At 72.7% G+C, this 18,344-nt stretch carries 16 protein-coding genes and 1 riboswitch; of the genes, 6 read left to right on the plus strand and 10 right to left on the minus strand.

All coding sequences use genetic code 11. The features are described from left to right. Nucleotides 1–6: 6 nt before the first annotated feature. On the plus strand, nucleotides 7–840 hold the full coding sequence (locus ACFYZA_RS27790) for an FAD binding domain-containing protein (protein WP_382591334.1): 834 nt from the start codon (nucleotides 7–9) through the stop codon (nucleotides 838–840). Continuing rightward, the gene (locus ACFYZA_RS27795; protein ID WP_388493322.1) at nucleotides 837–3,638 is read left to right on the plus strand and encodes a molybdopterin-dependent oxidoreductase; all 2,802 of its coding nucleotides are present in this window, start codon (nucleotides 837–839) and stop codon (nucleotides 3,636–3,638) included. Before ACFYZA_RS27790 ends, ACFYZA_RS27795 begins: the two co-directional genes overlap by 4 nt. Before the next feature lie 27 nt (nucleotides 3,639–3,665). Here the strand turns inward: ACFYZA_RS27795 and ACFYZA_RS27800 are convergent, their stop codons facing one another. After that, nucleotides 3,666–4,259, minus strand: a complete 594-nt coding sequence (locus ACFYZA_RS27800) for a molybdopterin-dependent oxidoreductase (RefSeq protein ID WP_388493324.1) — start codon at nucleotides 4,257–4,259, stop codon at nucleotides 3,666–3,668. 417 nt (nucleotides 4,260–4,676) lie between these two features. On the opposite strand from ACFYZA_RS27800, the gene ACFYZA_RS27805 reads away from it, so the two are divergent. The 4 genes from ACFYZA_RS27805 (at nucleotide 4,677) to ACFYZA_RS27820 (ending at nucleotide 8,245) form a co-directional block, all read left to right on the plus strand. Then, nucleotides 4,677–5,768, plus strand: coding sequence for a class I SAM-dependent methyltransferase (locus ACFYZA_RS27805; RefSeq protein ID WP_388493326.1), 1,092 nt, complete (start codon nucleotides 4,677–4,679; stop codon nucleotides 5,766–5,768). Between the two features lie 175 nt (nucleotides 5,769–5,943). Continuing rightward, on the plus strand, nucleotides 5,944–6,615 hold the full coding sequence (locus ACFYZA_RS27810; RefSeq protein ID WP_388493327.1) for a pyridoxal 5'-phosphate synthase: 672 nt from the start codon (nucleotides 5,944–5,946) through the stop codon (nucleotides 6,613–6,615). 91 nt (nucleotides 6,616–6,706) lie between these two features. Beyond that, nucleotides 6,707–7,483, plus strand: coding sequence for a class I SAM-dependent methyltransferase (locus ACFYZA_RS27815; RefSeq protein WP_388493328.1), 777 nt, complete (start codon nucleotides 6,707–6,709; stop codon nucleotides 7,481–7,483). Nucleotides 7,484–7,537: 54 nt separating this feature from the next. Beyond that, nucleotides 7,538–8,245, plus strand: a complete 708-nt coding sequence (locus ACFYZA_RS27820; RefSeq protein WP_388493330.1) for a M24 family metallopeptidase — start codon at nucleotides 7,538–7,540, stop codon at nucleotides 8,243–8,245. Nucleotides 8,246–8,263: 18 nt separating this feature from the next. Here the strand turns inward: ACFYZA_RS27820 and ACFYZA_RS27825 are convergent, their stop codons facing one another. From ACFYZA_RS27825 to ACFYZA_RS27865, 9 genes are all read right to left on the minus strand, one after another. Continuing rightward, nucleotides 8,264–9,415, minus strand: a complete 1,152-nt coding sequence (locus ACFYZA_RS27825) for a hypothetical protein (protein WP_388493331.1) — start codon at nucleotides 9,413–9,415, stop codon at nucleotides 8,264–8,266. Nucleotides 9,416–9,660: 245 nt separating this feature from the next. Further along, complete coding sequence (locus tag ACFYZA_RS27830) at nucleotides 9,661–10,416, minus strand: CbtA family protein (RefSeq protein WP_388493333.1); 756 nt, start codon at nucleotides 10,414–10,416, stop codon at nucleotides 9,661–9,663. A 21-nt stretch (nucleotides 10,417–10,437) separates the two neighbouring features. Then, the gene (locus ACFYZA_RS27835; RefSeq protein ID WP_161255878.1) at nucleotides 10,438–10,659 is read right to left on the minus strand and encodes a CbtB-domain containing protein; all 222 of its coding nucleotides are present in this window, start codon (nucleotides 10,657–10,659) and stop codon (nucleotides 10,438–10,440) included. Between the two features lie 80 nt (nucleotides 10,660–10,739). Continuing rightward, nucleotides 10,740–10,795, minus strand: a riboswitch (cobalamin riboswitch). A gap of 145 nt (nucleotides 10,796–10,940) precedes the next feature. After that, complete coding sequence (locus ACFYZA_RS27840; RefSeq protein ID WP_388493335.1) at nucleotides 10,941–13,664, minus strand: fumarate reductase/succinate dehydrogenase flavoprotein subunit; 2,724 nt, start codon at nucleotides 13,662–13,664, stop codon at nucleotides 10,941–10,943. A gap of 10 nt (nucleotides 13,665–13,674) precedes the next feature. Continuing rightward, a complete protein-coding gene (locus ACFYZA_RS27845) occupies nucleotides 13,675–14,433 on the minus strand; it encodes an ABC transporter ATP-binding protein (RefSeq protein ID WP_382591360.1) in 759 nt (252 codons plus the stop codon). Next, on the minus strand, nucleotides 14,430–15,284 hold the full coding sequence (locus ACFYZA_RS27850; RefSeq protein ID WP_388493336.1) for an ABC transporter permease: 855 nt from the start codon (nucleotides 15,282–15,284) through the stop codon (nucleotides 14,430–14,432). The genes ACFYZA_RS27845 and ACFYZA_RS27850 overlap by 4 nt, the downstream gene beginning before the upstream one ends. Then, nucleotides 15,281–16,627 (minus strand): ABC transporter substrate-binding protein, encoded by a 1,347-nt coding sequence (locus tag ACFYZA_RS27855; RefSeq protein ID WP_388493338.1) that lies wholly within the window; start codon nucleotides 16,625–16,627, stop codon nucleotides 15,281–15,283. The genes ACFYZA_RS27850 and ACFYZA_RS27855 overlap by 4 nt, the downstream gene beginning before the upstream one ends. A gap of 74 nt (nucleotides 16,628–16,701) precedes the next feature. After that, entirely contained in the window at nucleotides 16,702–16,929 is a 228-nt protein-coding gene (locus ACFYZA_RS27860; RefSeq protein ID WP_382591369.1) for a ferredoxin family protein, read from the minus strand. 42 nt (nucleotides 16,930–16,971) lie between these two features. Next, complete coding sequence (locus tag ACFYZA_RS27865; protein ID WP_388493339.1) at nucleotides 16,972–17,742, minus strand: GntR family transcriptional regulator; 771 nt, start codon at nucleotides 17,740–17,742, stop codon at nucleotides 16,972–16,974. Between the last annotated feature and the right edge of the window lie 602 nt (nucleotides 17,743–18,344).

Raw genomic sequence — 18,344 nt, forward strand, 5'->3', positions numbered from 1 at the left:
GGAGACATGGATCTGAACACGGTGGCGGACGTGCGGGACGCACGGCTCCGCGAGCCCTGGCAGCCGGGGGACGCATGGCTGGGCGGCGGTACCTACCTGTTCTCCGAGCCGCAGCCGCACCTGCGGCGGCTGGTCGATCTGAGTCGGATGGGCTGGGAGCCGCTGACCCTCGATCCGGACGGATCCCTTGAGATCGCGGCGACCTGCACCATCGCCCAGCTGTACCGGTTCGGGCGGACGTTCTCCGCCGGGGCCGCTCCCCTGTTCGCGCAGTGCTGCCGCGCCTTCCTCGCCTCGTTCAAGATCTGGAACATGGCGACCGTCGGCGGGAACCTGTGCAACGGGCTGCCCGCCGGGCCCATGATCTCGCTGGCCGCCGGACTCGACGGCGCGTGCCTGCTCCAGTCGCAGACCGGCGCGACCCGCACGGTGAAGATCGTCGACTTCATCACCGGCGCGGGCCGCAAGGTCCTCCAGGAGGGCGAGCTGTTCCGCTCGATCACCCTGCCCGCGCGGGCCCTCGGCTGCCGCACCGCCTTCCGGCAGGCCTCCCTCTACGGGCTCGGCCGCTCGGGCGCCCTGGTCATCGGAACGCTCGACCCGGTCGACGGGTCGATGGCGGTGACGATCAGCGCGGCGACCGTACGGCCGTTCCGCTTCTGGTTCCCGCTGCCGCCGGACAAGGCGGAGCTGCGGCGGGTGATCGAGGCGACCGTCCGCGAGGACGACTGGTACGACGACATCCACGGACTGCCCGAGTGGCGGCACCACATGGGGCTGCGCCTCGCCGAGGAAGTGCGCCACGAACTGACTCAGCTCTCCAGGGACGGTGTGCGATGAGCTTCGACATCGAGGTCAACAACCAGCGCTTCGACACCGAGCCGCGCGCCGGCCAGTGCCTGCGCACCTATCTGCGCGAGCGCGGCTGGTTCGGCGTGAAGAAGGGGTGCGACCAGGGCGACTGCGGGGCCTGCACCGTGCATGTGGACGGCGAACCGGTCCACAGCTGCCTGTATCCGGCGGTGCGGGCCGAGGGCCGCAGCGTCACCACGGTCGAAGGCCTCGCCTCGCCGGAGGGCGAACTCCACCCGGTGCAACAGAAGTTCCTCGACGCGCAGGGCTTCCAGTGCGGCTTCTGCACCGCCGGATTCCTGATGACGACGGCCGCCCTCGAAGCCGAACAGGGCACCGAGCACGACGACGGCAAACTCGCCGACCTGCCCCGCGCGTTCAAGGGCAACATCTGCCGGTGCACCGGCTACCGGGCCATCGAGGACGCGGTGCGCGGCGTGCGGCACACCGAACGCCCCTGTGCGGGCAAGGCAGTCGGCAAGAGTCTCGGCGCGCCGGCGGGCCCCCAGGTGGTGACCGGCACCGCCCGGTACACCTTCGACGTCGAGGTGCCCGGCCTCCTGCACATGAAGCTGCTGCGCTCCCCGCACCCGCACGCCCGCATCACCTCCATCGACACCACCGAGGCGCTCCGCGTGCCCGGGGTGCACGCCGTGCTCACCCACCACGACGCGCCCGACACCCTGTACTCCTCCGCCCGCCACGAGCACCCCACCGAGGACCCCGACGACACCCGCGTCCTGGACGACACCGTCCGCCACGTCGGTCAGCGCGTGGCCGCCGTGGTCGCCGACAGCGAGCAGGCCGCCGAGGAGGGCTGCCGCCGGGTGGAGGTGGTCTACGAGCAACTCCCTTACGTCATCGACCCGGAGGAGGCGATGGCTCCGGGCGCCCCCGTGATCCACGAGGGCAAGGGACCCGAGGTCCGGATCGCCCGGGTGGAGAACAACGTGGCGGGCGAGGTGCACGGCGAGATCGGCTGCGCCGAGGACGGCTTCGCCCAGGCCGACGTGATCTACGAGGAGACCTTCCGCACCCAGCGCGTCCAGCACGCCAGCCTGGAGACCCACGGCTGTGTCGCGTACTTCGAACCGAAGGAGGACGGCAGCGGCGAGCGCCTCACGGTCCGCTCCTCCACCCAGACCCCGTTCCTGACCCGTCGCGCCCTGTGCGCCCTGTACGGCCTGCCCGAGGACGAGGTCCGGGTCGTGGCGGGACGGGTGGGCGGCGGTTTCGGCGGCAAGCAGGAGATGCTGACCGAGGACATCGTGACGCTGGCCGCGCTGAAGCTGCGGCGCCCGGTGAAGCTGGAGTACACGCGGGCCGAGCAGTTCTACGGGGCGACCACCCGCCACCCCTTCACCATCGGCATCAAGGTGGGCGCCCGCGCCGACGGCGTCCTGACCGCGATCCAGATGCGCGTGGTCTCCAACACCGGGGCGTACGGCAACCACGGGCCCGCCGTGATGTTCCACAGCGTGGGCGAGTCGTTCGCCGTCTACCGCGCCCCGCACAAGAAGGTGGACGCGTTCTCGGTCTACACCAACGTCGTTCCGGCGGGCGCCTTCCGGGGCTACGGCCTCGGCCAGGTCACCCTCGCCGTGGAGTCGGTGATGGACGAACTGGCCCGCCGGCTCGGCATGGATCCGCTGGTCTTCCGGGAGAAGAACATCATCGGGCCCGGCGAGCCCATGCACAGCCCGATCGGCGAGGAGGAGGACCTGCACATCGCCTCGTACGGGCTCGACCAGTGCCTGAACGTGGTGCGCGAGGCACTCGCCGAGGACGAGAGTGCGGCGAAGGCGCCCGAGGGCTGGCTGGTCGGACAGGGCACGGCGATGGCGATGATCGCGACCGGCCCGCCCGGCGGCCACTACGCCGACGCCCGGGTGTCCCTGCTCTCCGACGGGACGTACGACATCGCGGTCGGCACGGCCGAGTTCGGCAACGGCACCACCACCGTCCACAAGCAGATCACCGCGGGCGCCCTGAACACCACCGAGGACCGGCTCACGGTCCGGCAGTCCGACACGGACGTCGTCCGCCACGACACCGGAGCCTTCGGTTCGGCGGGCACGGTCGTGGCCGGCAAGGCCGTGCTGCTCGCCGCGGGTTCGCTGGCCGAACGGCTGCGGACGTTCGCCGCCCGGCACACCGGGGTGGCCCGTCATCTGTGCGTGCTCGGCGCGGAGGCCTTCGACTGCGCGGGCCGCGTGGTGACGCTCAAGGAGCTGCACGAGGCGGCCGTCGCGGCCGGTGCCGAGGAGGAGATCGCCGCCGACGGACACTGGGGCGGCACGCCCCGCTCCGTCGCCTTCAACGCCCAGTGGTTCCGGCTCGCCGTGGACCCCGACACCGGCGAGATCCGGATCCTGCGCAGCGTCCACGCCGCCGACGCGGGCAAGGTCATGAACCCGATGCAGTGCCGCGGCCAGGTCGAGGGCGGCGTCGCCCAGGCCCTCGGCGCGACGCTCTTCGAGACCGTGCGCGTGGACGACCGGGGCGAGGTCACCACCGCCGCGTTCCGCCGCTACCGCCTGCCTCAGTACGCGGACGTGCCGCGCACCGAGGTGCACTTCATGGAGACCACCGACGCCATCGGCCCGCTCGGCGCCAAGTCGATGAGCGAGAGCCCCTTCAACCCGGTGGGCCCGGCGTTCGCCAACGCGCTGCGCGACGCCACCGGCGTCCGGTTCACCGAGCTGCCGGTCACCCGGGACCGGGTCTGGCTCGCCATGGACCAGCGGCGGCGCGCGGCCTTCGAGGGGGCGCCGGCCGGCGCCTGATCACCGCCCGGTGGCCGTGCGGCAGCGCTACTCGTCCTCCTGGTACGAGTGGCGCTGTTCCGTCCAGGGGTCGGCCAGGTTGTGATAGCCCCGCTCCTCCCAGAACCCGCGCCGGTCCTGGGTCATGTACTCGATGGCGCGCAGCCACTTCGGCCCCTTGTAGCCGTACAGGTGCGGCACGACGAGCCGCAGCGGGAAGCCGTGCTCGACGGTGAGCGTCTCTCCGTCGTGGTGGGTGGCCATCAGGGTCCGCTCCGAGGCGAAGTCCGCGAGGCGCAGATTGGCGTTGTATCCGTACTCCGCCCAGGCCATGACGTGGGTGACCCCCGGGCCGGGCGGCGCGAGTTCCAGCAGGACGGACGCGGGTACGCCGTAGAACTCGTGGCCCAGGGTCGTGGTGCCCGACGCGCAGTGCAGGTCCGTGGTGACCGTGGCCGCGGGAAACGCCATCACCTCGTCGAAGTCCCAGGTGTACTTCTCCCCCGTCGCGGTGGATCCGAAGACCTGGAGGTTCCACCGCTCGGCACGGAACCGGGGCACGGGCCCGTAGTGCGAAACCGGCCACCCCTTCACCACCCGCTGTCCCGGGGGCACCGATTCACTCCCCGCCACGCACCTCACCCTTCCTCCACACCGGCAACAGCAAGAGCAAAGCAGCCCTGAGCCTCGCAAATGCTACCTCGAACGCCATGTTCACCTCTTGGATGATTGACCGTACGCATCCCGGCCACAGGGGCTTGTTTCTGTGTCCTGCTCCAGTAGTCCAGCCGATCCGCGCCTTGATTCACTTGAGCCACCGGGACGGGGCGGTTGAGTGGCTCTCGCCGCTGCGGGACACCCGGCAGGAGGCCCCACGCCGTTCGCGGTTCGGCGCGGGGCCTCCTAAGGATCCCTCCCCCGGTTTTCCCGGCTCCCGCCCCCGGCATGACACGACATCTCAGCACCAGAGATGGTCTGGCATATGCGGATCGAGTGGGCGCATCCTTGCGTAGATGCCAACCGGTGTGGCCGGATGGGCTCGAATGTGAGGAGTGGGCCATGGCCGTGGTCGTCGTGCAGCGGGCGTCCGCAGAGACCCCGGCGGCGGTGAGCGGGGCGCTCGTCGCGGCGGGCCTCACCCTGCGGCGCGTGCCGTCCGCAGAGGGCGGGGCGGCGCCCCTCGGCCTCGGCGACGCCGAAGGCCTGATCCTGCTGGACGCCCCCGATGCGGCCGACGCCCTGGCACCGGCGCTGGTGCGGGCGGCGCTCGCCGCGCAGGTTCCGGTCCTGGCCCTGGGCGCCGGCGCCGGGCTGCTGACCGGCCTCGCGGCGCGGGCGGCGGCCACGGAGACCCTTGACGTACGCATGGAGCCGACCCCGGCCGCCGCCACCGACCCCCTCTTCGCCGGATCCGAGCCGCCGCCCCACACCTTCCGGCTCGGCGGCAGCGCGTGGGTCGTGCGGCCCGCCGGCGGACCGGACCACGCACCGGGCGGCCCGTTCGACGAACGGACCGAGCAACTCCTGTTCCGTTACGCCCAGTTGGTGGCCGCGCGGGCCCAGCACACCACCACCCGCGCCTTCTTCACCCAGCGGGCCGACGCCTGGGAGGAGCGGTTCGCCTACCAGGCCCCCGCCTACGCGGCCGCCGTCACCCGCATGCGGCTGCGACCCGGCGCCACGGCGATGGACCTGGGCTGCGGCACCGGGCGGGCGATGCCCGCGCTCCGGGAGCTGGTCGGGCCGCACGGCCGGGTGCTCGGCGTCGATGTCACACCGGCCATGCTCTGCGCCGCCGCCCGGCACGGCCGCACCCACCACGGACATCTGCTGGCCGCCGACTGCACCCGGCTTCCCGTGCCGCGAAGCTCGGTGCACGGAATCTTCTCGGCGGGACTCCTGGACCACCTCCCCGACTCGCGCGCCGCCCTCGCCGAGTGGGCCCGCGTCGCCGCTCGCGACGGCGTGCTCCTGCTGTTCCACCCCTCCGGCCGCGCGGAGCGGGCGGCCCGGCACGGCCGGCCCCTCGACCCCGAGGACCTGCTCGCCGAGCACAACCTGCGCCCGGCGCTCACGTCGACGGGCTGGCGCCTGGACGAGTACGAGGACGCCACCGGCCACTTCCTGGCCCACGCGACCCTCGTCGGCTGACCGAGGGAGAGAACAAGCCACGTAAATGCCCTCGGCCACTTGTCCCTACCTCCAAATCCAACGGTGCATGTGCCACGCGCATTGGGCCTTCGCCCAAGCATCTGCCAGATAATTGTCGAATTTCGGCCGCAGATGCAGGATGGTCCTCGAAGGTGTCCCGTGGAGGAGGCAACAGATGGACGACGGGGATCACGGCACTACCGTCCGCGCGTGGCTGCGGGGCATCGAGGTGTTCGCGGGGCCGCTTCCCGAGTTCGACCCCGAGCGGGCACCGGCCGACCCCACGAGGCTGTTCGTCAGCTGGCTCGCCGAGGCCGTGAGGGACGGGCTGCGCGATCCGCACGCGATGACCCTGTCCACGGTCGACGAGGCGGGCGACCCGGACGCGCGCGTCCTGATCCTCAAGGGAGTCGACGCCCGCGGCTGGCAGTTCGCCGGGCACGGCTTCAGCCCCAAGGGGCGCCAGCTGGCGGTCCACGCGCGGGCCGCGCTCACCTTCTACTGGCCCGAGCACGGCCGGCAGATCCGGCTGCGCGGGGCCGTGGCGCCCGGATCGGCCGAGGACAACGCGGCCGACTTCCTGAGCCGCTCGACGACCGCCCGCGCCGAGTCGCTCATCGGCCGGCAGAGCCAGTACCTCGCGGACACCGTCGAACGGGACCAGGCCCTGGAGAAGTCCCTCGCCCTGATCGAGGGCGAGCCGGCTCTCGTCGACTCCGCCTGGACGCTCTACACCCTCGCTCCGACGGAGGTGGAGTTCTGGCAGGCGGCCAAGAGCCGCGTCCACACCCGGCTGCGGTACGAGCGGACCGAGCACGGCTGGGAGCGCTTCCGGCTCTGGTCGTAGTACCCCTGTCGGTCCCCCGCTCCCGCCCGGCACAACCGAGGGGCGCGCGGGACCCCTTCCACGGTTCCTGCTCACGAAGCGAGGCAAGCCCATGACCACACGCACCGAGGACGGCAGCGCCGGAGACGTCGACTACGGCGCCATCGGATCCGGATACTCCTCCTACCGCCGCCCCGACGAACGGATCGCCCGGCGCATCGCCGAGGCGCTCGGCAACGCCCGGACCGTCCTCAACGTCGGCGCCGGCGCGGGTTCGTACGAGAACGCGGCGCACGCCGTGACGGCGGTCGAGCCCTCGGAGTCGATGCGGGCCCAGCGGCCCGCACGGCTGGTGCGCGCCATAGACGCCGTGGCCGAGAACCTGCCGTTCACGGACGGGGAGTTCGACGCGGCGATGACGCTGTTCAGCGTGCACCAGTGGTCGGACGTCCGGGCCGGGCTGCGCGAGATGCGACGGGTGACCCGCGGCCCCGCGGTCGTCCTCACCTGCGACCCGGCGCTGGTACGGAACTTCTGGCTGTACCGGTACGCGCCCGAGGTCCTCGACACCGAGGCCCGCCGCTACCCGGCCGTCGAGGAGGTGGCCGCCGCGCTCGGCGGCGACTGCACCGTCCAGACCGTGCCCATCCCCCTCGACTGCACGGACGGCTTCAACGAGGCCTACTACGGCCGCCCCGAGAAACTGCTCGACCCGGCCGCCCGCCAGGCCTGCTCCGCCTGGAGCTTCGTCGACGACCTGGCCCGCGAACGCTTCGACACCGATCTGCGCCGCGACCTGGCCTCCGGCGCCTGGGACGAGGAGTTCGGCCACCTGCGCCACCAGCCGGCCTACGAGGGCTCGCTCGTGATCGTGCGGGCCATGCCGTAAGCACCGTACGAGGAGCAACCGTACGAGGAGCAGAGGAAGCGGAGGACCGGCACCGTGGCAGTACCCGACCGGATGGACCAGCGGCTGCGCGCTCTCGGGCTCGTGGAGGGGCAGCGCGCCGCACGGGCCCTGTTCGCCGAGGTGACCGCGCGGGGGCTGATCGCTCCCGGGTGGCTCGAGAGCGAAGTGGCGGACCGGATCGGGGAGTTGGCGCGCGAGATGTCCCCCCGGCTCCCGCACCGGCCGCGTCCGCTGGTTTGGTCGGGCCCGCGGTGCGTGCTGTCCGGCGGCGAGCGGCCCGGGGACGACCGGGTCATCGAGGCCGACGACATGGTGATCACCGACCTCGGCCCGATGTTCGCCGGTTACGGAACCGGCTTCATCCGTACGGCAGTTGTCGGCCGGGATCCCGCCCGGCTCCGGCTCCTCGGCGATCTGCCGAAGATCAGCGCGGCGGTCCGAGAGGCCTTCCACGCCGAACTGCCCATGACCGGAAGCCAGTTGTACACCGTGGCCCAGACCCTGGCCACCAAGGCGGGCTGGGTACTGGGCGGTTGGCACACCGGCCATCTGGCGGACGTCACCCCGCCGGCGAACGCCGACACCGACCGGCCCGAGGCCTACCTCGCCCCGGGCAACGACCTGCCCCTGCGCCGGACCGCCGACGAGGGCGGGCAGGCCCACTGGATCCTGGAGATCCACCTGGTCGACGAGCACCAGGGGTTCGGCGGCTCGCACACGGAGCTGCTCGACCTGGCGTGAGCCGCCTCCGCCCCCGGTTTACTTGTTCGGCCCCCGCAGGCGGCCGAACGCCTTCGTCAGGCCGCTCAGGGGCGAGGCCTCGGTCTTGACCGGCCTCGGGCCCGGGAGGCGGGGGGCACTGTCGGCGCCGGGCGCCTCGGCGAGGGCGGCGTTGGCCGCCTCCGCCGCCTCGCGGTAGAGGTCGCGCTGGTGGGTCATGGCGTCGAGCGCCTCGGCGTACTGGGCGACCATGGTCTGGGCGTGGACCAGCTCCTCCTGCGCGTCGAGCAGGTGCCAGCCCCTGCGCAGGCGGGTCAGCGCCTGCTCCGCGTCGGCCGCGAGGGGCTGCGGCAGGGCCGCGAACTCCCGGATCCTGTCGAGGAGTTCGGTCGGTTCGGAGCCGTCCAGGAAGACGGTGGGGACGGTGAAGCGGTCCGCGTCGTACCAGGGGCTCTGGGGCGCCGTGGGCAGGACGGCGGCGCCGCCGCGCGGCATCCGTACGCCCAGCTCGCGCTTCATCGCGTGGTCGGCGATCTGCGCCTGCTCCGGTGTGCCCCGGTGCTCGATCACCCGATGGCGCAGGCTCGACGGCAGGAAGGCCGAGATCGGGCGCTGTCCGCGCGCGTCCGGCGTCATCGCCTCGTGCACCACGACGTGGATGTACCAGCTCTGGCGGGTGCAGTCCCGCAGCAGGTGGCGCAGCTCGTCGTCGTCCTTCGGCAGATGGTTCGTGGTCCGCAGCCGCAGGTTCGCCACCGTGTCGTGGTCCCAGTCGATCTGGTCGCTGTCCGGCCAGAACATCGTCGCGGGCGAGGGCCAGTGCGCGTCCCACGCCCGGTCGGCCTCGGCGGCCAGGACCCAGGTGACGCCCTCGTCGGCCTTGCGCCGGCTCTCGGGTTCGTACGTGGTCAGCTGTGCGCGCACGGTGACGTCGTCGGCCACCCGCCAGCGGGCCTCGAAGAGGCGACGGGCCGACGGGCCGGGGTCGGCGGACTCGTCCCGTGGATACAGGACGGTGGGGCGTGCCGCCTCGACGGGGTCGAGGTCCAGGAAGTCGTCCAGCACCCCGGCCGCCTTGAGGGCGATCAGGTTGCGCCGGACGTCCCGCTCGGGCTCGGGCCCGAGGTGGCGCCCGCGCCCCAGCCACGCGGTGTCGGGGACGGTGGTCGAGGAGGTGCTGTTTTTGGCCATGGAGTCGTTCTGTGAGTGATCGGGGCCCGACCAGTATGCTCCGTGGCTCTCTCGATGCAAGCGGCACCACGTCCGCCCGCCGTGCCGCCTCCGGCTTCCTGTCCACACATACCGGTCGAGTCGACATTTACCGGTCGGGGCCGGGGGAAGGGGTCCCGGAGCCGGCCAGGCACCCTCTGAAACCGAGAGGGCCCCCGAATCGCTCGGGGGCCCTCTCGGTTGTCGCCTGTGTGTCCCGCGCGGACTCAGTTGCCGGCCGGTACCGCCCCCGCGGGCGCGGCCGCCGGCTTCGGGTTGAGCAGGCGCTCGGCCAACTCGCCGAAGATGAGGCCGAGTCCGCCCCACAGCGTGGCCTGGATGGCCAGCGCGGAGAGCCGGAACCGCCACAGCAGGGTGGCCGGGAAGTCGCCGGGCACCTCGTTGATGACCGGCAGGAACGCGTACGCGAGGCCGATCACGACGGCGAAGGCGGCCAGCGCGACGACCGTGGCGTACCAGGTGCCGAGGTGCGGTGCGAGGCGCTTGCCCAGGATGGTCGCGGCGATCGCGAGCAGCACGCTGAGCACCATCATCAGGAAGTACAGGGAGGTCCGCTTGCCGATGGTGTCGGGGTCGCCGACCGACGGCGGGTTCGCGGGGTACTTCAGGAACGGCACAACGTACACCGCGAGCAGCGCCGCCCCCGCCAGGAGCAGGGCCGTGGCGCGCGGGGAGAAGCGGCCGACCCGGCCGAGCGCGAAGCAGAACGCGAGCGCGGCGATGCCGCCGAAGGCGATCCCGTAGACCAGGACACCGGTGGCGAGACCGGCGGTGGACTGCAGGGACCGCGAGACGATCTCGACCTCGTGTTCGTGGGCCGGGGCGTGCGCCTCCTCGAAGCCGATGGCGCTGTCGACGCCGGGCTCACCGAGGAAATAGGCCACGACGAGGGCGAGCAGGCCGGCCCCGAGGCCTGCGAGCATGCCCCGGACGAGGAGGTTTCTGACAGTTGCGGAGTTCATGGCTGTTCGGCGTCCCTCGGGTCAGTGGCAGGGGAAGCCGAGCAGGTGACGGGCGTCGTGGACCCACTCGTGGACGCCCGCGCCGTTGACCACGGAGGTGGCGCCCTGTTCGGCGCCGACGAAGTACAGCAGGACCAGCATCAGGATGCCGAAGAACGCGGCCCACGGGGCAACGGCGCTCAGGGGCAGCTTCGCGGGAAGGGCGGGGGTGGTGGCAGTCGGCTGGGCGACGTGCTGGGCCATGGCAGAGGCCTCCTCTGGGAGTTCGCGTCCCATCTCGGTGGTGCACATGACGACGGCTACGGGTCTGACTCCGATCCGCCTCTCCTGGGGCGACTCGTTCACAGTGGCGCGACCGTGCCGGATTTCCACCGGCTTCCGTTCTGGCGTCGTCGTATCGGACTGAAGGTACCGCGCGGCCGGGAACTGGCCAAGACCGTGCCAGGCGGGGTGATCTTCCTCTCGCGCCGGGCGGGAACTCGCCCTCGGAAAGGCCCATTTCGGCCATGTGGGTCCTCATCGGGTCAAGAGGTCGCGCGGGCCGCGTACGCGCGGACGTCGGCGTCGTTGTCCGTGGTCGCGGTCGCCAGTGCGCCGCGCGCCCCGGGATGGGCGCGATGGGCGAGCAGGGACAGGACGGCGGCCTTGCGGACGTCCGCGTTGAGGTCGGCCAGAGCCGTCGCCAGGGCGGGTACGGCCTCGGCGGGAGCGGCCGCCCGCAGCGCCGCGGCGGCCCCGGCCCTGACCTGCCAGGCGGTATCGGTGAGCGCGCGCGTGGCAGGGCCGGTGCAGGCGGGCGGGCAGCCGGTCGACGCGAGCGCGGCGAACGCGGCCGCCTTGACCAGCGGATCGGGGTCGACGAGCAGCGGGGCGAGCGGTGCCGGGGCCGGGGCGCGCACGGCGGCGAGCCCCCGGGCGACCGCGACCCGCACCTCGCGCGCGGGGTCGGCCGCCGCCGAGGCGAGGTCCCCGACCGCGTCCACCGAGACGAGGCCGCGCACGGCGTGGAGGCGGACCTCGATGTCGGCGTCGGCGAGCGCGGCCGCGTACACCGGCGCCTCCCCCAGGCGCAGCGCCCTCAGCACTTCGAGGGCGGCGGTGCGCACGGCGGCGTCGGGCACGTCGAGCGCGGCGCGCAGCGCCTGCCCCAACTCGGGCTGCGCGGGCAGCACTTCGACCAGTTCGCGAAGGGCTGCCGCGGCGGCGGACCGCACCTGGGGCGCACTGTCGCGCAGGCGCGCGGCCAGTGCGGGCCCCGCCCCGGACGGCACGGTCTCGCCGAGCGTGGCGACGGCGGCCGCGCGGATCGCGGGGTCGGTGTCGGCGAGGTAGGGGTGGAGCGCGTCCAGGTCGGGGGACTCCTCGGCCAGGGCGAGCAGCCGCAGCAGTGCGGGGTCGGACGCCGCCGCCGCGACGGGCTCCGAAGGGGCCGGGGCCGCCACCCCCGCCGGTCGTGCGGCTGGGGCGGCGGCGCCGGGGCCCGCCGTGGCCACCGGGATCAGCGCGGCTTCCCCGAGCGGCCGCTCCGGCCCGCCGGCCGGTGTGAATTCGGGGACCGGGACCACGTACGGCTCGACCGGGCGGGCGGTGAACTCCATTGTTCCGGAGGGGGACTTGCGCAGATCGAGGTGGTGCAGCCAGCCCGCGTCGTCCCGTTCGGGATGGTCGAGGCGCTCGTGGTAGAGGCCCCAGCGGGACTCGGTGCGGGCGAGCGAGGAGCGGGCCGCCATCTCGGCGCAGTCCCGGATGAACGACACCTCGGCGCAGCGCATCAGCTCGTGCGGGGTGCGCGCGCCCATCCCGGCGATCTCGCCGGTCATCCGCTCGAAGGCCTCCACGGCGAGCGACAGCTTGGCGCCGGACTTCGGGGGCGCCACGTAGTCGTTGACGAACCGCCGCAGCTTGTACTCCACCTGTGGCTGCGGCGGCCCGTCCGGGTTGCGCAGCGGCCGGTAGACGAGCTCGTGCGCGGCGGCCACCTGATCCTGCGGCAACTCGCCGTCGTAGCAGAAGAATTGAGCGGCGTCCGCGCCTGCCAGGTCGCCGAAGACGAACGCGCCGATCATGTAGTTGTGCGGTACGCAGGCCAGGTCGCCGGCGGCGTACAGGCGCGGCACGGTGGTGCGGGCGTGCGCGTCGACGCGTACGCCGGACGCGGAGTGGCCGCCGCAGAGGCCGATCTCCGAGATGTGCATCTCGATGTCGTGGGTGCGGTAGTCGTGGCCCCGGCCCTCGTGGAAGGTGCCCCGGGTGGGCCGCTCCGTGGTGTGCAGGATCGACTCGACGGCGCCGATGGTCTCCTCGGGCAGATGGCTCAGCTTGAGGTACACCGGGGCCCGGTCGGAGGCGAGTTCGGCGGCGAACTCGGCCATCATCCGGCCCGACCAGTAGTCGGACTCGACGAACCGTTCGCCGTGCCGGTTCACCTGGTAGCCGCCGAAGGGGTTGGCCACGTAGGCGCAGGCGGGGCCGTTGTAGTCCTTGATCAGCGGGTTGATCTGGAAGCACTCGATGCCGGTGAGGGCGGCTCCCGCGTGGTAGGCCATGGCGTAGCCGTCGCCCGCGTTCGTCGGGTTCTCGTACGTCCCGTAGAGGTAGCCGGACGCGGGCAGGCCGAGCCGGCCGCAGGGGCCGGTGGCCAGGACGACCGCGCCCGCCCGTACGACGACGAACTCGCCGGTGCGCGTGTTGAATCCGGCCGCGCCGACGGCCCGCCCCTCGACGGTGAGGACCCGTACCGGCATGACCCGGTTCTCGATGCGGATCTTCTCCCGCATCTCGCGCCGCCGCAGCTGCCGGTAGAGCACCTTCTTGACGTCCTTGCCCTCCGGCATGGGCAGGACGTAGGAGCCGGACCTGTGCACCTGGCGTACCGCGTACTCGCCGTGTTCGTCCTTCTCGAACTTGACGCCGTACGACTCCAGGCGCTTGACCATGTCGAAGCCGCGGGTCGCGGTCTGGCGCACGGTGGACTGGTCGACGACGCCGTCGTTGGCCCGGGTGATCTCGGCGACGTAGTCGTCGGGTTCGGCCCGGCCCGGGATGACCGCGTTGTTGACCCCGTCCATGCCCATGGCCAGGGCGCCGGAGTGCCGGACGTGCGCCTTCTCCAGGAGCAGGACGTTCGCGCCGCGTCCGGCGGCGGTGAGCGCGGCCATGGTGCCGGCGGTGCCGCCGCCGATGACCAGGACGTCGCAGGCGATTTCGGTCGCGTCGGCCAGGGCGGGAATGGTCAGGGGCGTGTCCACGAGGGGCCTTTCAGAGGGAGGCGAGGATGCGGCGGCGCAGCGCCGAGGTGGCCGGGGCCCCTGCCGCGTCCCGCTGCCGGGGGTGCGGGACCGGGAGCACCTGGCCCGTGGCGAGCAGGGCGACCCGGTCGCCCAGGTGGAGGGCCTCGTCCACGTCGTGCGTGACGAAGACGACGGTCGCTCCGGTGTCGCGCAGGATGTCCACGAGCAGGTCCTGCATCCCGGCCCGGGTGTGCGCGTCGAGTGCGCCGAAGGGCTCGTCCATCAGGACCGCGCGGGGCCGGCCCGCCAACGCCCTTGCCAGTTGCACGCGTTGACGCTGTCCGCCGGACAGCTGGTGCGGGAGTCTGGCCGCGTGTCCGGACAGCTCGACCCGGTCGAGCCACTCGGTCGCGGCCCGGCGCCGCTCGCCCTTCGGGGTGCGGCGGATCGCCAGCGGCAGTTCGATGTTGGCGCGGACGGTCCGCCAGGGCAGCAGGGCGTCGTGCTGGAAGACCAGCGCGCGGTCGGCGCCGGGGCGGGCGATCGGCCGCCCGTCCTGGGTGACCTCGCCGCCCAGTGGGGGCAGCAGTCCCGCGAGGGTGCGCAGCAGGGTGGACTTCCCGCAGCCTGAGGGCCCCACGACGGTCAGCACCTCCCCCGGTATCACGCGCAGGTCGAGGGCGGCGAGCACGGGCGGACCTCCCGGATGCCCCAACTCGGCTTTTTTCAGGGTGAGTTCGGCGCCGGTCGCGGCGGCGGTGGCGGGCAGTGCCGTCGTGGTGCTCATGCGACCGGCTCCTTCGCGGGGGCGGGGGTGACCGGCTCCTTCACGGGAGCGGGGGTGACGGTCCGACGGGAGACCCGGCCGGCACCGGCCGGACGGGGCAGCCAGGAGGTGGCGCGGCGGCCGAGGAGTTCCACGGCGGCCGAGGTCAGCCAGCCGAGGGCGCCGATGGTGACCATGCCGACGAAGACCGCGGGATAGTCGACGACGGTGTACGCCTGCCAGGTGCGGTAGCCCACCCCGTACTCCCCCGAGATCATCTCGGCGGAGATGACACAGATCCACGACACGCCCACCCCCACCGACAGGCCGCCGAAGATGCCCGGCAGCGCGCCGGGCAGGACCACCGAGACCAGCACGCGCAGCCGGCCGCCGCCCATGGTGAGCACGGCCTCCTCCCACACCGGGCTCAGCGCGCGCACCGCGTGCCGGGTCGAGACGACCACGGGGAAGAAGGCCGCGGCGAAGGTGATGAAGACGATGCCCTGCTCGTTGGTGGGCAGCAGCAGGATCGCCACCGGCACCAGGGCGATCGCCGGCACCGGCCGCACCACCTCGATCAGCGGGCCGAGCAGGTCGGCGGCCCAGCGCGAGCGCGCCACGGCCGTGCCGGTCGCCACGCCCAGGATCGCGGCGAGCAGGAACCCGATCGTGATCCGGCGCAGGCTGAACCCCAGGTCCTGCCAGTACTCGGCGGTCGTGGCCCGGTCGGCGAAGGCGGAGGCCACCTCGCCGACGGTGGGGAACTGCTCGAAGCGCAGCCAGAGGTCGACGTCGAGCGAGGTGAGGAGCTGCCAGAGGCCGAGCGCCGCGGCGAGCGAGGCGGCCCGCAGCAGCCACCGTCCCGCGCTCATGACGCCAGCTTCAGGGCGTCGGCGTAACTCACGGTCCTGGCCCCGGCGTGCTGGGCGACATACGACTGGGCACCGGCCGGGGTGACGAAGGCGCGCAGATCGGCGCCGTCCGCGACCCAGACAGCCCGGTCGGCGAACCACAGGGTGCCGGTCACGGCGTCGGGCACGTACGCGGCCCGTACATCGGCGCCCCTCGCCGCCTTCAGGAGCTCCTTGGGACTCGCGAAGGAGCGGGTGGTCTCCTGCCCCTTGAGCCACAGTTCGGGCTTGGCCACGGGCGCCTGCGGACAGGCGGGGGCCCGGACCGCGCGCCGGAGGGGCGCGGAGTCGACGAAGGCGTCCACGTCGACGTCGTCCACCAGCTTCTCGGCCTTGAGGACGGGGACGTCCTTCTTGAGCGCGTCGATCAGCTCGGGGCGCAGGGCCGGATCGAAGGTGGCGATGCCGTTCGCGCCGTTGTAGAGGTAGACGACCTCGGCGGGCAGGCCGGTCTCCTTGGCCACCGACTCGGCGGCGGCGACGGGCTGGGCGCGCAGACGGTCGGTGGCACGGCGCTGGGCCGCGAGGAAGGCGTCGAGGACGCCGGCGTGCTCGGTGGCGAACTTCTCGCGGACGGTGACCCCGTGGAAGGTCGGAAGGTTCAGCTCGGCGCCGTCGTACAGGGCCTCCGCCTGGCCCGCGAAGGCCAGTTGGCCGGGCCAGGCGACGAACTGGGAGAGCGCGTCGACACTGCCCGCGGCGAGTGCGGAGGCACCCACGCTCGGCTGCTGGTTGAGCTTGTGGACACCCTTGTCCGGGTCGATGCCCGCCTCCTTCAGGGCGCGCGCCAGCGTGCCGTCGGCGGCCGAGCCGATGCTCGTGGACACCTTCTTGCCGCGCAGGTCCGTCAACGACTTCAGGGGTGAACCGGGCTTCACCACAACGGTGTTGAGGCCACCGCGCAGGTTGTAGCCGGTCACCGACACCAGCCTGGTCGGCTGCTTGAGCTCCTTGCCCCGGGCCGCGTTGATCAGGAGGGGGAAGTCCCCCATCGATCCGATGTCGATCTTCCCCGCCGTCATCTGGGCGGTGATCGGGGCGCCGGTCGCGTAGTCCTGCCACGTCACCTTGTACGTGGTGCCGTCCCGCTTGCCGAGGGCGCCGAGCTCCTGCTCGAAGTAGCCGAGGGAGCGGAGCAGGGTGCCCGCGGTGACGGTGTTGATGGTCTTGGACTGGTAGCCGACGGTGACGGTGACCGTCTTCGCCCCGCCCCCGCTGTCGGCGCCTGCCGAGCCCCCGCAGGCGGTGGCCAGCGGCAGGGTCAGGGCGAGGGCGAGGAGCGGTGCGACTCGCTTGCTGGGCATGGTGGCTGGGCCTTTCACGGTGCGGCCTTTCACGAGGGGGCCCTTCTCCACGAGGCCTTTCACGATGAGGCCCTTCACCGGAGCAGGTAGGGCATGTTGACGGTGACCGCGCCGGTGGGGCAGCGGGCCGCGCAGGGGCCGCAGTACCAGCACTCGTCCACGTGCATGTACGCCTTGCCGTTGTCCGCGTGGATCGCGAGGGAGTCCAGCGGACACATGTCGACGCAGAGCGTGCAGCCGTCGATGCACTTGGACTCGTCGATCGTGACCGGCACGTCGACGCGCTGCGGTACGAGAGGCATGGCTGTCTCCAGGGAAGGGGCTGAGGGAAGGGGCGTTGGGTCTCAGAGGGAGCGGTGCAGCACGCCGCTCATGCTGATGCGGTCGCCGCGGAAGCGGATGAACTCCAGGTCCACGGGGCGCCCGTCGGGCAGGTGCGTCAGGCGCTCCAGCATCAACACGGCCGCGCCGCGCGGGACTTGGAGCACGGCGGCGGAGTGCGCGTCGGCGTTGACGGCCTCCAGGGTGACGTCGGCGTGGCCGAGCGGGCCGCCGGTCAGCGATTCGAGGAGGCGGAAGACGTCGGTGTTCTCCAGGTCGCAGCCGAGCAGCTCACCGCCCACGTCCATCGGCAGATAGGACAGGTCGAGCGAGAGCGGAAGGCCGTTCAGGCGGCGCAGCCGCTCGACGCACAGCACATCGCTCTGCTCGGGCAGGCCGAACCGGTGCGCCACCGGACTCGGGGCACGCACCGGACCGACGGTGCGCACCTCGTTGGTCACCCTGCCGTGCTCGTGCAGGGTCTCGGCCAGACCCTGGAGGCGGTCAAGGCCGTGCGGATACTTCTTCTCGCAGACCACCACGGTGCCGACGCCGGGCTGCCGGTCGACCAGCTGCTCGTCACGCAGCATCTCCAGGGCCTGGCGCACGGTGTTGCGGCTGACGCGGTAGTCGGCGGCGATGGCGTGTTCCAGGGGGAGCGCGCCGCCGGGGAAGCCGCCCGCCAGGATCTGGTGGCGCAGCAGGTCGGCGAGCTGCCGGGCCTGGTCGGCGCGCAGCCGCCGACGGCGCGCGGCGGCGACCGGAAGCGAGGCGGGGGCGGGTTCTGCTGGCATGGCAGGGAACGTACCGGCCGGACCCGCCTCGTAGTGTTGCCGCAGCATTGCGCCACTTCAGGCTCCGCCTCCACACCGCTGACCTGCGGTTGGACCGGCGCGATGGGCAAGATCCGCCACCTGGCCGCCCACAGGGTGGACGGACGCGGGTGCCGGCACCCCGGGCCGGACAGGCTTCCCCGGGCGCAAGCCCGAACTGTGCGATTCCGTGGGCCGTGTCGCATTCCCGATGCCCCGGTGCGAGGGGGAGCTCGCGGAGCCCCGGCCGTGGCGGCGGCGTACGGACGGCCCGGGCGGCTCCCGGTCCGGGCCCCGCCTGCGCGAACGGGGTCACGCCCGGCCGCGGCGGCCCGCCGGCCGCGCCCCGCACGAAAGCCGGCGGCCGGCCCCAAGGACCCCGCAGCGTGGCCGAATCCCGCCGGTACCTGGGCAAACATCGCGACGGCGCGATCATCGTATCGAGTTAATGTCCCCGGCTTCCCTTGGTCCGGGGGGCGAACCGGCCGTTAGTGTCCTTCTGGCTCTGGACGGAATCCGTTCGTACACCCCTTTCCTTCCTCTTGCCCGGTGCGTCCCGTACGCCCGTCGCCGCCCCGACCAAG

It is taken from the genome of Streptomyces sp. NPDC001828, assembly GCF_042892175.1.
GTDB lineage: Bacteria > Actinomycetota > Actinomycetes > Streptomycetales > Streptomycetaceae > Streptomyces.

Bases quoted from the DNA above. Each gene is read 5' to 3' on its own strand.
- ACFYZA_RS27865 (WP_388493339.1), bottom strand. From the start codon at position 17,742: ATGCCAGCAGAACCCGCCCCCGCCTCGCTTCCGGTCGCCGCCGCGCGC.
- ACFYZA_RS27810 (WP_388493327.1), top strand. From the start codon at position 5,944: ATGGACGACGGGGATCACGGCACTACCGTCCGCGCGTGGCTGCGGGGC.
- ACFYZA_RS27795 (WP_388493322.1), top strand. From the start codon at position 837: ATGAGCTTCGACATCGAGGTCAACAACCAGCGCTTCGACACCGAGCCG.
- ACFYZA_RS27815 (WP_388493328.1), top strand. From the start codon at position 6,707: ATGACCACACGCACCGAGGACGGCAGCGCCGGAGACGTCGACTACGGC.
- ACFYZA_RS27830 (WP_388493333.1), bottom strand. From the start codon at position 10,416: ATGAACTCCGCAACTGTCAGAAACCTCCTCGTCCGGGGCATGCTCGCA.
- ACFYZA_RS27850 (WP_388493336.1), bottom strand. From the start codon at position 15,284: ATGAGCGCGGGACGGTGGCTGCTGCGGGCCGCCTCGCTCGCCGCGGCG.
- ACFYZA_RS27825 (WP_388493331.1), bottom strand. From the start codon at position 9,415: ATGGCCAAAAACAGCACCTCCTCGACCACCGTCCCCGACACCGCGTGG.
- ACFYZA_RS27855 (WP_388493338.1), bottom strand. From the start codon at position 16,627: ATGCCCAGCAAGCGAGTCGCACCGCTCCTCGCCCTCGCCCTGACCCTG.
- ACFYZA_RS27805 (WP_388493326.1), top strand. From the start codon at position 4,677: ATGGCCGTGGTCGTCGTGCAGCGGGCGTCCGCAGAGACCCCGGCGGCG.
- ACFYZA_RS27860 (WP_382591369.1), bottom strand. From the start codon at position 16,929: ATGCCTCTCGTACCGCAGCGCGTCGACGTGCCGGTCACGATCGACGAG.
- ACFYZA_RS27845 (WP_382591360.1), bottom strand. From the start codon at position 14,433: ATGAGCACCACGACGGCACTGCCCGCCACCGCCGCCGCGACCGGCGCC.
- ACFYZA_RS27835 (WP_161255878.1), bottom strand. From the start codon at position 10,659: ATGGCCCAGCACGTCGCCCAGCCGACTGCCACCACCCCCGCCCTTCCC.
- ACFYZA_RS27790 (WP_382591334.1), top strand. From the start codon at position 7: ATGGATCTGAACACGGTGGCGGACGTGCGGGACGCACGGCTCCGCGAG.